The 11999-nt window shown below is 69.6% G+C and carries 12 protein-coding genes; 8 read left to right on the forward strand and 4 right to left on the reverse strand.

Going from position 1 to position 11999, the window contains the following annotated elements; translation table 11 throughout:
- Positions 1 to 121: 121 nt before the first annotated feature.
- Genes P0D62_RS05530 through pyrR form a run of 3 tightly spaced genes read right to left on the reverse strand, consistent with a single transcriptional unit; the run spans position 122 to position 2849 of the window.
- Positions 122 to 1384 carry a dihydroorotase gene (locus tag P0D62_RS05530; protein WP_275701630.1) on the reverse strand — a complete coding sequence of 421 codons (1263 nt, stop codon included), beginning with the start codon at positions 1382 to 1384 and terminating at the stop codon, positions 122 to 124.
- Entirely contained in the window at positions 1381 to 2313 is a 933-nt protein-coding gene (locus P0D62_RS05535; protein WP_275701631.1) for an aspartate carbamoyltransferase catalytic subunit, read from the reverse strand. The genes P0D62_RS05530 and P0D62_RS05535 overlap by 4 nt, the downstream gene beginning before the upstream one ends.
- Entirely contained in the window at positions 2310 to 2849 is a 540-nt protein-coding gene (pyrR, locus tag P0D62_RS05540) for a bifunctional pyr operon transcriptional regulator/uracil phosphoribosyltransferase PyrR (protein ID WP_275701632.1), read from the reverse strand. The genes P0D62_RS05535 and pyrR overlap by 4 nt, the downstream gene beginning before the upstream one ends.
- 71 nt (positions 2850 to 2920) lie before the next feature.
- On the opposite strand from pyrR, the gene P0D62_RS05545 reads away from it, so the two are divergent.
- A complete protein-coding gene (locus tag P0D62_RS05545; protein ID WP_275701633.1) occupies positions 2921 to 3112 on the forward strand; it encodes a hypothetical protein in 192 nt (63 codons plus the stop codon).
- Positions 3113 to 3139: 27 nt separating this feature from the next.
- Here the strand turns inward: P0D62_RS05545 and P0D62_RS05550 are convergent, their stop codons facing one another.
- The gene (locus P0D62_RS05550; RefSeq protein ID WP_275701634.1) at positions 3140 to 3850 is read right to left on the reverse strand and encodes a FadR/GntR family transcriptional regulator; all 711 of its coding nucleotides are present in this window, start codon (positions 3848 to 3850) and stop codon (positions 3140 to 3142) included.
- An 80-nt stretch (positions 3851 to 3930) separates the two neighbouring features.
- Between P0D62_RS05550 and P0D62_RS05555 the strand changes: the two genes are divergently transcribed.
- From P0D62_RS05555 to P0D62_RS05585, 7 genes are all read left to right on the forward strand, one after another.
- Complete coding sequence (locus P0D62_RS05555; protein WP_275701635.1) at positions 3931 to 5550, forward strand: ABC transporter substrate-binding protein; 1620 nt, start codon at positions 3931 to 3933, stop codon at positions 5548 to 5550.
- Positions 5551 to 5618: 68 nt separating this feature from the next.
- A complete protein-coding gene (locus P0D62_RS05560) occupies positions 5619 to 6584 on the forward strand; it encodes an ABC transporter permease (protein ID WP_275701636.1) in 966 nt (321 codons plus the stop codon).
- The gene (locus P0D62_RS05565; protein ID WP_275701637.1) at positions 6584 to 8650 is read left to right on the forward strand and encodes a dipeptide/oligopeptide/nickel ABC transporter permease/ATP-binding protein; all 2067 of its coding nucleotides are present in this window, start codon (positions 6584 to 6586) and stop codon (positions 8648 to 8650) included. Before P0D62_RS05560 ends, P0D62_RS05565 begins: the two co-directional genes overlap by 1 nt.
- On the forward strand, positions 8651 to 9436 hold the full coding sequence (locus P0D62_RS05570) for an ATP-binding cassette domain-containing protein (RefSeq protein ID WP_275701638.1): 786 nt from the start codon (positions 8651 to 8653) through the stop codon (positions 9434 to 9436).
- Between the two features lie 30 nt (positions 9437 to 9466).
- Entirely contained in the window at positions 9467 to 10384 is a 918-nt protein-coding gene (locus tag P0D62_RS05575) for a dihydrodipicolinate synthase family protein (RefSeq protein ID WP_275701639.1), read from the forward strand.
- Complete coding sequence (locus tag P0D62_RS05580) at positions 10381 to 11307, forward strand: ROK family protein (protein ID WP_275701640.1); 927 nt, start codon at positions 10381 to 10383, stop codon at positions 11305 to 11307. Before P0D62_RS05575 ends, P0D62_RS05580 begins: the two co-directional genes overlap by 4 nt.
- 13 nt (positions 11308 to 11320) lie before the next feature.
- Entirely contained in the window at positions 11321 to 11998 is a 678-nt protein-coding gene (locus tag P0D62_RS05585; RefSeq protein ID WP_275701641.1) for an N-acetylmannosamine-6-phosphate 2-epimerase, read from the forward strand.
- Position 11999 lies beyond the last annotated feature (1 nt).

Genomic DNA, 11999 nt, shown 5'->3' on the forward strand with positions numbered 1-11999 from the left:
CGAAGAGCGTGGGTGTGGGCTCGCGCCTCGGGGAGCGTGGGTGTGGGCTCGCGCCTCGGGGTGCGTGGGTGTGGGCTCGCGCCTCGGGGAGCGTGGTGCGGGGTGTACCTCGGAGAGTGTGTCAGGAGAAGGTGACGCGGCCCTTCCACATGGTCAGGACGACGGGATCGGGGAGGTCGAGGCCGTGGTACGGGTTGTTGCGGCTCAGCGACGCGGACGCGTCCCGGTCCACCACGGCGCGGCGGGCGGGATCGACGAGCACCAGGTTGGCCGGTTCGCCGGCGATCAACGGGCGGCCCTGGGTGGCGATGCGTCCCAAGCGTGCGGGAGCGTGGCTCATCCGCTCGGCCAGCGTGGCCCAGCTCATCCGACCGGTGTTGACCATCACGTCGATCACCACTGACAAGGCCTGCTCCAACCCGAGCATGCCCGGCCTGGCGTCGACGAAGGCGTGGTCCTTGTCCTGGGTGGCGTGCGGGGCGTGGTCGGTGCCGATCACGTCGATGGTGCCGTCGGCCAGCGCCTCGCGCACCGCCTCGATGTGCTCGGCCGTGCGCAGCGGCGGGTTGACCTTGAACGTGGTGTCGTAGGTCTCCAGCTTCTCGGTGCCCAGCAGCAGGTGGTGCGGGGTGGCCTCAGCGGTGATGTTGATCCCGCGCTTCTTGGCCCAGCGCACCACGTCGACGCCCTCGGCGGTGGAGATGTGGCAGACGTGCACCCGCGAGCCCGTGGCTTCGGCCAGCTGCGCGTCGCGGGCGACGATAGCCGACTCGGCGACGGGAGGCCACCCGCCCAGCCCCAGCCGGCCGGAGATCTCCGACTCGTGGCAGCAGGCGCCGGGCCCCGCCAGGTTGGAGTCCTGCGCGTGCTGTGCGATCACGCCGTCGAAGGGCTTGACCCACTCCAGCGCCCGCCGCATCAGCTGTGCGTTCATCAGGCACACGCCGTCGTCAGAGAACATCCGCACGTTGGCGCGCGACCGGTGCATCAGCCCCAGCTCGGCCAGCTCCTCGCCCTTCAGGCCCTTGGAGATGGCCCCGATCGGCACCACCTCGACGAGGTTGGCGGCCAGGCCCAGGTCGTAGACGTGCTCGGCCTTCTCTGCGGTGTCGGTGACCGGCTGGGTGTTGGCCATCGCCATCACCGCCGTGTAGCCGCCGCGCGCTGCCGCCCGGGAACCGCTCAGCACCGTCTCGGTGTCCTCGCGGCCGGGCTCGCGCAGATGGGTGTGCGTATCCACCAGGCCGGGCAACGCGATCAGCCCGTCGGCGTCGATCCGCTCCGCCCCGCTCGGGGCCTCGTCGACGAGCACCCCGTCGGCGACGAACAGGTCGGTGCGGGTGCCGTCGGGCAGCGTCGCGCCCGCGATCACATAGTTGCTCATGAGGCTTCCTCTCCGGCCAACAGGTGGTACAGCACGCTCATCCGCACCGCGACCCCGGACGAGACCTGGTCGAGGATGATGGAGCGATCGGAATCGGCGGCCGCCGACGAGATCTCGAGGCCCCGGTTCATGGGGCCAGGATGGGCCACCACCGTATGCCGACGCAGCCGCGCCAACCGGGCCGGCGTCAGCCCGTAGCCGGCGATGTATTCGCGCTCCGACGGGAAGAAGCCGCCGCTCATCCGCTCGCGCTGCACGCGCAGCATCATGCAGACGTCCACGTCGGCGAGCACGGAGTCGAAGTCGTAGGTCACCTCGGCGCCCCACTGCTCGACGCCCGGAGGCAGCAGCGTCGGCGGGGCCACCAGCACGACGGAGGCCCCCAGCTTGGGCAGCAGGGCCGCGTTCGAGCGCACAACTCGGGAGTGCAGCAGATCGCCGACGATGGCCACCCGCTTGCCCTCCCAATCGCCCAGATTGTGGGCGGTGAAGTGACGGCGCATGGCGTGCGCGTCGAGCAGCGCCTGGGTGGGGTGCTCGTGCATGCCGTCGCCGGCGTTGATCATGGAGGCGCGCACCCAGCCGGCGGCCTGCGCGACGCTGCCAGATCCGGCGTGGCGCATCACGATGGCGTCGACGCTCATCGCGTCGAGCGTGAGCAACGTGTCGCGCAGGGACTCGCCCTTGCTCACCGAGGAGCCCTTGGCCGAGACGTTGATCGCGTCGGCAGACAGCCATTTGGCGGCCAGCTCGAACGACGAGCGGGTGCGGGTGGAGTCCTCGAAGAACAGGTTGACGACGGTGCGCCCGCGCAGGGCCGGCAGCTTCTTGATCTGCCGGTTCTGCACGTCGTGCATCTCCTCGGCGGTGTCCAGCAGCATCAGGGCGTCGTCGCGGCTGAGATCGGCGATGCTCAGCAGGTGCTTCATGCGGTCTCCCTCTCGATGCTCACGGCGTCGCGGCCATCCAGTTCGCTCAGGCTTACCCGGACGCGTTCCGAGCGGGCGGTGGGCAGCGACTTGCCGACGATGTCCGCCTGGATCGGCAGCTCGCGGTGGCCGCGATCCACCAGTGTCATCAACTGCACGGCGCGCGGGCGGCCAAGGTCGGCCAGCGCGTGCAGCGCGGCCTGGATGGTGCGCCCGGAGTACAGCACGTCGTCGACGAGCACCACGATCTTGTCGTCGATGGGGCGGGGGAGCCGGGTGGGGTGCGGCGTGCGGGTGGGGTTGCGACGGAGGTCGTCGCGATACATCGTGATGTCCAGCTCGCCCACCGGCAGGTGCGCGCCCTGCTTCTCCGCGATGGCGGCGATCCGACGGGCCAGCGGCACGCCACGAGTGGCGATACCCAGCGCGACCACGTCGGTGGTTCCCTTGTTGCGTTCCAGCAGTTCGTGCGTCATGCGGGTCAATGCCCACGACATCTCCTCGGGGGAGAGCACATCCTTGGTCGCGCGTGTCATAGAACCCGAATCTATCGCACCGGAATGGATTGCCTCACGACAGCGAGCCGTCGGTGGATTAAGGTAGCCACATGCTGCTCTTGGAGACCTTGCCGGGCTGGCCGGAGGCCCCCGATTTCTCGACGCTGTCCCTGCTGATGCTGACCGTCATCGGTCCGGTCATCGCCTGCGTCGTCATCGGCGCGCTGGTGTTCGCGCCGCAGTGGGTGCGTCGTGGCACGCAGACCGAGTCCACCGAGGTGGCCGTCCGCGCCGAAGACTGAGCGTCGTCCCCGCTCCGTGCCGTCGTCTCAGCTCGGTACCGTCGTCGCGTCGAGCACCCGCAGTAGCGGCGCGTAGTGCGCCTCGATGGCGGCCCGATATTCGTCGAGATCCCCGGCCGTCGCCGCCGTGAGCATCTCGCGGTGCGCCCGGACCGTGTCGTCCAGGTCGCGCGGGGTGGCCACGCCCAGGCGCGGTGCGACGAGCGTGTAGACATCCCAGAAGGCGGCCACCAGTTGGCCATACAGCTCGTTGCCCACCAGCGACGCGATCGTCAGGTGGAAGCAGCGATCCTCGACGCCGAACGTCTCGCCCTTGTCGCTGTGCTCGGCCATCGCGGTGCAGAGCTCGTCCAGTTCCGGGTTCTCGGTGCCGCGAAGATGCGCCACGACGCTGGGCGCGATCGCCAGGTCGAGGGCCCGGCGCACCTCCACCACCTGACGCAGGGTCTCGAAGTCCTTGCCGGGAAGCACCACGCCCTTGAAGGTGAGTCCCTCCACCAACGGCCGCAGTGACATCGGCCCGACGAACATGCCCGTCCCGTGGCGCACGTCGATGATGTCCAGGGTGGCCAGGGTGCGGATCGCCTCGCGCAGGTTCGCGCGGGAGACCTCCAGGTCGTCGGCGAGCTGGGCCTCCGTCGGCATCGCGTCGCCGGGCTTCAGCCCCTGTTGCAGGATCAACTCCTTGATCGCATCGATGGTCTGCCGCAGCCGCTGAGGTGCACGATCCCTGCCCATAACGCCCTTCCCTGGGTCTTGACGACGAGGAAATCATGGCACAAGATTAGACATCAGATGTCTGATCTCTAGGAGGACCAATGACGAACCCCCTGAAGCGGCGCGAACTGTTCAAGCTCGCGGGCGCCTTCGGAGCCGCAGCCACTTTCACCGCCACCCTTTCGGCGTGCGGCACGCAGCCGCCGGCCACCCAGGGGAGCAGCCAGCCCACCACCACCGACACCGCCGCGCCGACGGCCGGAACGGACGGGGCCATCACCGCGGCGATCTCGTACGAACTCGGCACCAACGGCTACGACCCCATGAGCACCACCGCGGCGCTCACCGTCGCCGTGAACTGGCACACCCTGGAGGGCCTCACGGAAATCGACCCGGCCACGCGGCAGACCTACGCCGCGCTGGGCAAGGATCTCCCGCAGCAGATCGACGAGACCACCTACGAGGTGGCTCTGCGCGACGGCGCGGTGTTCCACGACGGCGCGCCCGTCACGGCCGACGACGTGGTGTTCTCGTTCGAGCGGGTGCTGAACCCCGATAACGCCAGCCTCTACGCCAGCTTCATCCCCTTCGTCGACAAGGTCACGAAGAAGGACGACAGCACCGTCACCGTCGCGCTCAAGTACCCCTTCTCGCTGGTGGCCGAGCGCCTCGCCGTGGTCAAGATCGTGCCGAAGGCCGCCGTCGAGGCGGATGCAAAGGCCTTCGATCTCAACCCCGTCGGCACCGGTCCGTACAAGATGACCGACAACGGTGCCAGCTCGCAGCAGGTCGCCTTCGAGCGCTTCGCCGACTACACCGGCTCACGCCCTGCCAAGGCGGCGACGATGACCTGGCAGATCATCCCCGACGACTCCACCCGCACCAACGCGCTCAGCTCCGGCACCGTTCAGGCGATCGACTCGGTCCCCGCCGCGAACCTCGCCACGCTCGCCCAGTCGGGCTCGGTGGCGGCCGAACAGGGATTCGGACTGCTCTTCGTGATGTTCAACTGCGGCGCCGCGCCGATGGACGACGTGCGCAACCGTCAGGCGATCCTCTCGGCCCTCGACTACGAGAAGATCTGCAGCGTCGGCATGTCCGATCTGGCCACCCCCGCCACCTGCTTCGTGCAGAAGGAGCACGCCGCCTACAAGGAGGCCAAGGTGCAGTACGTGGGGCAGCAGGCCAAGGCGAAGGAACTGCTCGCCGAGACCGGCCTCACCACGGTGCGGCTGCTGTCCTCCGATCACGGCTGGTTCGCGTCGGTGCGTCCGATCATCAAGGAGTCCCTGGAGGCCGTCGGCCTGACGGTGAACTACGAGGAGAAGCAGTCCTCCGACGTCTACGCCACCATCGACGGCAACGTCGAGGCCTTCGACATCGTCGTCGCCCCCGGCGACCCCTCGGTCTTCGGCAGCGACGCGGACCTCCTGATGCGCTGGTGGTACTCGGGCGACACCTGGACCGACACCCGGATGCACTGGAAGGGCCAGGACTCCTACGCCGCCGTGCAGCAGTTGCTCGACGACGCGGCCCAGGCCACCGGCGACGCCCAGACGACGCTCTGGCACGAGGCCTTCGACGTCATCAGCGAGAACGTGCCCCTGTATCCGGTGTTCCACCGCAAGTCGCCCACGGCCTTCGATCCGAAGACGCTCGTGGACTTCAAGCCCATCGCGGTCACCGGGTTGTCCTTCCTCGACACCGCGTCGACCAAGTAGCCCCGCGAGCGGTGAGGGGGACCGGCTGCTGCCGCCCCCCTCACCACCGTCGATAGGAGCCACTCCTCATGTCCAACCTTCTCCGCCTCCTCGGCCGGCGACTCGTCGCGCTGCCGATCATGGTGCTCGGCGTCGCGCTGCTCGTGTTCATCGTGATGTCCTGGTCGACGGCCGACCCCGCGCGTCTCGCTCTGGGCGAGAGCGCCTCGGCCGCCGCGCTCGAGGCCTACCGGAATACCCACGGCCTCAACGATCCGCTGCTGGTGCGCTACGGCCGCTACATCGTCGGATTGGTCCAAGGCGACCTGGGCCAGTCCTTCACCGGCGTGCCGATCTCGCAGATGGTGGCCCAGAACTTCCCCGTCACGCTCCAGATCACCTTCGTCGGACTGGTCTTCGCCGTCGTGCTGGCGCTCGTGATGGGCATCCTCGCCGCGCTGTACCGGGACCGCTGGCCCGACCAGCTGATCCGGCTGATCTCGATCGCCTCGCTGGCCACCCCGTCGTTCTGGCTGGCGCTGCTGCTGATCCAGGCCTTCGGCAATGTGCCAGGCGGCACGCACACCTTCCCCGCCGTCATCACGAACTGGGTGCGGTTCACCGAGAGCCCGGGTGCGTGGTGGATCCAGATCTTCCTGCCCGCGTTCGCGCTGGCGGTGCCCGTCGCCGGGTCGCTGACCCGCGTGGTGCGCACCGCGATGGTCGAGGAACTCGATCGCGACTACGTGCGCACCGCGATCGGCGCGGGCATCCCGCGCGGGGTCGTCGTCGGCCGCAACGTGCTGCGCAACGCCCTGATCACCCCGTTGACGGTGCTCGGCCTGCGGGTCGGCTACCTGATGGGTGGCGCCGTCGTCATCGAGATGATCTTCAACATCCAGGGCATGGGGCAGCTCATCTTCCAAGGCATCACGCGCAACGACATCAACATCGTCCAGGGCGTGACGATCACCGTCGCGATCGCCTTCATCGTCGTCAATGTGGTGGTCGACCTGCTGTACGTGCTGGTCAACCCACGGATCAGGAGCATCTGATGCTGGCCGCAGAATCCCGCGCAAAGCTCGCGCAGCCTGGCCTTCGCTTCCAGGGCCTGAAGGCCATGCCCGTCAGTTCCCGCATCGCCGTCGGCGTCTTGCTGCTGATGGTGATCCTTGCGGTCTTCGCCCCGCTGATCGCGCCGTACTCGCCGAACTCGGCCGGCCTGGTCCCTGCGGACATGATGACAAAGCAGGAGATCGAGATCGAAGGCGTCGGCACGACGGTGGTGTCGGACAGCTCCATCCCGCCGAACGGCTCATTCTGGTTCGGTACCGACGAGCCCGGCCGCGACGTGTTCTCGCGCATCGCCTACGGGGCGCGCGTCTCGCTGATTGTCGGCCTGGCCGCCACCGGCCTCGCGCTGGTCGCGGCCGCCGTGCTCGGCTCGATCACGGCGACGGCGGGCAAGGTGGTCTCCGAGGTGCTGATGCGTGTCCTCGACATCGTAATGAGCTTCCCCGGCATCGCGCTGGCCGCCGTCATGGTGACCGCGCTGGCCTCGCGGCTGCCCATCCTGCCCGTGGTGATCATCTCGATCGCCTTCCTGTACGTGCCGCAGCTCACCCGCGTGGTGCGGGCCAACGTGCTCGCGCAGTTCGGCGAGGACTACGTGGCCGCGTCGAAGGTGATGGGGGCTCGCACCAGCTGGATCCTGATCCGACACGTCGCCCGCAACTGCCTGGCGCCGATCATGGTGTTCGCGACGGTGCTGGTGGCCGACGCCATCGTCTTCGAGGCCTCGCTGTCGTTCATCGGCACGGGCATCACCTCGGTCAACACCCCGACGTGGGGCAACATGCTGAGCGAGGGCAAGGCGCTGCTGCTGTCGGGCCACTGGTGGGTGACGTTCTTCCCCGGCCTGTTCATCCTGATCACCACCCTCAGCCTCAACGTGCTGTCCGAGGGCCTGACCGACGCGCTGGCCTCGCCGCGCATCCGCAGCCGGGTGACCGTCGTCGACACCGCCGAGGCGGAGCGCGGCGCGGCAGCCATCGCCGAGTCGTACGCGACGCAGGGCGCCTCGCTCGTTGCCCGCTTGACCGCGCTCGAGGCGGCCGAACTGGCCCGCGACGACCGACTCGTCCTAGCCGACCCCACCGCCGCCCCGCTGCTCGAGGTGGAGAACCTCAGCATCTCCTTCCCCGGCGCCCACGGCGACGTGCGGATCGTCGACAACGTCTCCTTCTCCGTCCGCCCGGGCGAGACGATGGGGCTCGTCGGAGAGTCGGGCTGCGGCAAGTCGATCACCTCGATGGCGATCATGGGACTGCTGCCCGACACCGCCCGCTTCGAGGGCTCCATCCGGTTCGCCGGCCAGGAGCTGCTGACGATGGGGCCGAAGCAGCGCAACGCGCTCCGCGGCCACGAGATGAGCATGGTCTACCAGGACGCGCTCAGCTCGCTGAACCCGTCGATGCTGATCCGCTCGCAGCTGGCCCAGCTCACCAAGCGCGGCGGCCAGCGCTCCGCCGAGGAGCTGCTGGAGCTCGTCGGCCTGGATCCGGTGCGGACCCTCAAGTCGTATCCGCACGAGCTCTCCGGCGGCCAGCGCCAGCGCGTGCTGATCGCGATGGCGCTCACCCGCAACCCGCGCCTGGTGATCGCCGATGAGCCCACCACGGCGCTCGACGTGACGGTGCAGGCGCAGGTGGTCGACCTGCTGAACGACCTGCGGGAGAAGCTCGGCTTCGCGATGGTCTTCGTCTCCCACGACCTCGCCCTGGTGGCGAAGGTGGCCCACCGGATCACCGTGATGTACGCGGGCCAGGTGGTGGAGCAGGCCGCGACGCGCGAGCTGCTGGCCAACCCGGTGCACGAGTACACCCGAGGCCTGCTCGGCGCCGTCTTGTCGATCGAGGAGGGGCACGGCCGGCTGCACAAGGTGCCGGGCACCGTGCCCTCGCCGCGCGAGTTCGTGGCCGGCGACCGGTTCGCGCCCCGCTCGTCGCACCCCACGCTCGGCCTCGACGAGAAGCCCACGCTGCGGCGCGTCGACGGCACCGACCATCTGTTCGCCCGCACGGACGAACTGGCCGCCACACTCGCCAAGGAGGGCCGATAGATGAATGATCCCGTCATCGAACTGCGCGACGTGCACGTGATCCACAAGTCGCGCACCGGCAAGCTGTTCCGGCCCGACCGGGTGCACGCCGTCAACGGGGTGAACATCTCCGTCAGCAAGGGCGAGACCCTCGGGCTGGTGGGGGAGTCCGGCTGCGGCAAGTCGACGCTGGCCCGCGTGATGGTGGGCCTGCAGCCCGTCACGAGCGGCGAGGTGCGGCACAACGGCGCTCCCATGAAGCTGAATGCCGAGGGGCGGCGTCGGCTGGGGCGTGGGGTCTCCGTCGTCTTTCAGGATCCGGCCACCGCCCTCAACCCTCGCATGGCGGTGCGCGACACCCTGCTGGATCCGTTCCGGGTGCACGGCATCGGCACCCCGGCGGAGCGGGAGAAGCGGGTCAAGGAGCTGCTCGGCTTGGTGGGTCTGCCGCAGTCGGCGCTCGACGTGCTGCCACGCCAGATCTCCGGCGGCCAGCGGCAACGCGTCGCGATCGCCCGCGCGCTCGCTCTGGATCCCGACGTGATCATCGCCGACGAACCCACCTCCGCCCTCGATGTCTCCGTCCGGGCTCAGGTGCTGAACCTGCTGACCGACCTGAAGGACGAGCTGGGCCTCGGCCTGGTGTTCATCAGTCACGACATCAACACCGTCCGGTTCGTCTCCGACCGGATGGCGGTGATGCTGGCCGGCCGGGTGGTCGAAACCGGTCCCGCCGATCAGGTCTTCGCCCGTCCCTCCAACGACTACACCCGCGCGCTGCTGGGCGCGGTTCCGTCCCTCCTCTGAGTCACGAACATGAATAGGAAGCCACACGCAATGACCGCCATCCGAGGCCTCGTTCCCCCCGTCGTCACGCCGTTCCACCCCGACGGCTCGCTCGACCTGGAGAGCCTTGACCGAGTCGTCGAGCACCTCATCGCGGGCGGGGTGCACGGTCTGTTCATCCTGGGCTCCTCGGGGCAGGTGGCCTACCTCACCGACGCGGAGCGGGACGCCGTCGTGCGCCGCGTCGTCGAGCTGGTGGCCGGGCGGGTTCCCGTGCAGGTCGGCACCCCCGACTTCACCGCGCGCCGGATGGCCGAGCATGCGCGTCGGGCTCAGGAGATGGGGGCCGACGCAGTGGTGGTCACCGCGCCCCTCTACGCCCTCAACGACCAGGCCGAGATCGCGCGCCACCTGCGCATGGTGGCCTCCGCCGTCGACGTGCCCGTCTACGCCTACGACGTGCCGGTCCGCGTGCACGCCAAGCTGGGCCTCGACCTGCTCATCACCCTGGGCCGCTACGGGGTGATCGCGGGCGTCAAGGACTCCTCCGGCGACGACGTGGCCTTCCGTCGACTCGTCATGGCGAACGCCGAGGCGGGCCATCCGTTGGAGCTGCTGACCGGCCATGAGGTGATGGTCGACGGGATGCTGCTGCTGGGTGCCGACGGCGCCGTACCCGGGCTGGCCAACGTCGATCCGGCGGGGTATCGCCGCTTGTGGGACGCGGCGCAGGCTGGCGACTGGGTCGCGGCTCGTGCCGAGCAGGACCGTCTGACGCAGCTCTTCGAGATCGCTTTCGTGCCGCAGGGCCGCTCCGGCGACGCGGGTGGCATCGGCGCCTTCAAGGTGGCGATGCAGCTGCTCGGCGTGATCGATTCCGCCACGATGCCTGCCCCGATCGAGGGTTTGACCGATGCCGACGTCGCCGCGATCGGCGAGATCCTGACGAAGGTGGGGCTGCGTGCATGAGAACCGCCGTCGCGGTCGATCTGGGCGGTAGCAAGACGGCCGCCGCCGTCGTGTCGGCCGATGGCACCCTCGGCGAGGTGGTCACCGTCGCGACCCCTGCGGCGGAAGGCCCCGATGCGGTCCTCGACGCGGTGGCGCGCCTGATCCGTCCGCTGCTCGACGACGATGTCGCCGGGGTCGGCGTCGGCACCGCCGGCGTGGTGGACGCCGCCACCGGCACCATCGTCTCCTCGACAGAGACCTTCGCCGACTGGGTGGGAACCGACCTCGTGACCGGGCTGCGGGATCGCCTCGGGCTCGGCGCCGAACGCGCCGTCGAGGTGCGTAACGATGTCGACGCGCACGCCCTAGGCGAGGCCTGGCTGGGCGCGGGCCGAGGACACGCGTCGATGCTGATGGTCGCCGTGGGCACCGGAGTGGGCGGCGGAGTGATCCTGCCGGGAGGACTCTGGACGGGCGCGCACCGCCTGGCGGGCGAGATCGGCCACATCCCGACGCCGGGCGCCGACGGCCTGCGCTGCGCTTGCGGCCGCCTCGGGCACCTTGAGGCGCTGGCCGCCGGTCCTGCCATCGAGCGCCGTTACGCCGAGCGTTCGGGTGTGGCGCTGAGCGGCCGGGAGATCGTGGCGCGCGCGGAGGAGGGCGACGCCGTCGCTCAGGATGTCGTGCGGGCCGCCGCCACCGGTCTTGGCACGGCCATCGCCGGCATGGTGACCCTGCTCGACCCGTCCTGCGTGGTGGTGGGCGGCGGTGTCGCTCAGTCCGGACCCGTCTGGTGGGATCCGCTTCGGGCGGCCTGTCGCGCCCAGCTGGTCGACCTGGTTTCGGACATCGAGCTGTTGCCAGCCGAACTCGGCTCGCACGCCGGGCTGTACGGCGCGGCCAAGGCCGTCTTCGACACCATTCATCTTCACACTCGGTAGCTGGGAGAAAGTTATGACCGACATCCTGACCGCGCTCCGCGGGCGACTGATCGTCTCCTGCCAGGCCTACCCCGGTGAGCCGATGCTCGACCCTCGCACCATGGCGCAGGTGGCGCAGGCCGCGGTGGCGGGAGGTGCCGCGGCGATCCGCGGCAAGGGCCTCGACGACTTGCGCGCCATGCGGGCCGCCGTGGACGTGCCGATCATCGGCCTGGTGAAAGTCGGCGCGGAGGGCGTCTACATCACGCCCACGCTGGAGGACTGCCTGGCGGTCGCGGAGACGGGCTGCGAGATCGTCGCGCTCGACGGCACGCGACGTCCCCGGCCGGACGGCCGGACGCTGGCCGAGACGATCGCCGGCCTGCATGAGGCCTACCCGGATGTGCTGGTTATGGCCGACTGCGGCTCGCTCGGAGACGCCGAGGCCGCGCTAGCTGCTGGCGCTGACGTGATCGGCACGACGCTGGCCGGTTACTCCGGCGAACGCCCCAAGACTGCCGGCCCGGACTGGGAGTTCGTGGACCAGGCCGTCGCGCTGCCCGCGCCGGTCTTCGTCGAGGGTCGCGTTCATTCGCCGGCAGACGCGGCCGAGGCCATCCGTCGCGGCGCGTGGGCCGTGGTCGTCGGCACCGCCATCACCCACCCGACCACCATCACCTCCTGGTTCGCCGAGGCCGTCGCGGGAGCCTGAC

This window comes from Tessaracoccus caeni (genome assembly GCF_029211185.1).
Lineage (GTDB): Bacteria > Actinomycetota > Actinomycetes > Propionibacteriales > Propionibacteriaceae > Arachnia > Arachnia caeni.

What these genes read in the sequence shown, in the direction of transcription:
- P0D62_RS05530 (WP_275701630.1), bottom strand. Translation starts at nt 1,384, where the DNA reads ATGAGCAACTATGTGATCGCGGGCGCGACGCTGCCCGACGGCACCCGC.
- P0D62_RS05535 (WP_275701631.1), bottom strand. Translation starts at nt 2,313, where the DNA reads ATGAAGCACCTGCTGAGCATCGCCGATCTCAGCCGCGACGACGCCCTG.
- pyrR (WP_275701632.1), bottom strand. Translation starts at nt 2,849, where the DNA reads ATGACACGCGCGACCAAGGATGTGCTCTCCCCCGAGGAGATGTCGTGG.
- P0D62_RS05545 (WP_275701633.1), top strand. Translation starts at nt 2,921, where the DNA reads ATGCTGCTCTTGGAGACCTTGCCGGGCTGGCCGGAGGCCCCCGATTTC.
- P0D62_RS05550 (WP_275701634.1), bottom strand. Translation starts at nt 3,850, where the DNA reads ATGGGCAGGGATCGTGCACCTCAGCGGCTGCGGCAGACCATCGATGCG.
- P0D62_RS05555 (WP_275701635.1), top strand. Translation starts at nt 3,931, where the DNA reads ATGACGAACCCCCTGAAGCGGCGCGAACTGTTCAAGCTCGCGGGCGCC.
- P0D62_RS05560 (WP_275701636.1), top strand. Translation starts at nt 5,619, where the DNA reads ATGTCCAACCTTCTCCGCCTCCTCGGCCGGCGACTCGTCGCGCTGCCG.
- P0D62_RS05565 (WP_275701637.1), top strand. Translation starts at nt 6,584, where the DNA reads ATGCTGGCCGCAGAATCCCGCGCAAAGCTCGCGCAGCCTGGCCTTCGC.
- P0D62_RS05570 (WP_275701638.1), top strand. Translation starts at nt 8,651, where the DNA reads ATGAATGATCCCGTCATCGAACTGCGCGACGTGCACGTGATCCACAAG.
- P0D62_RS05575 (WP_275701639.1), top strand. Translation starts at nt 9,467, where the DNA reads ATGACCGCCATCCGAGGCCTCGTTCCCCCCGTCGTCACGCCGTTCCAC.
- P0D62_RS05580 (WP_275701640.1), top strand. Translation starts at nt 10,381, where the DNA reads ATGAGAACCGCCGTCGCGGTCGATCTGGGCGGTAGCAAGACGGCCGCC.
- P0D62_RS05585 (WP_275701641.1), top strand. Translation starts at nt 11,321, where the DNA reads ATGACCGACATCCTGACCGCGCTCCGCGGGCGACTGATCGTCTCCTGC.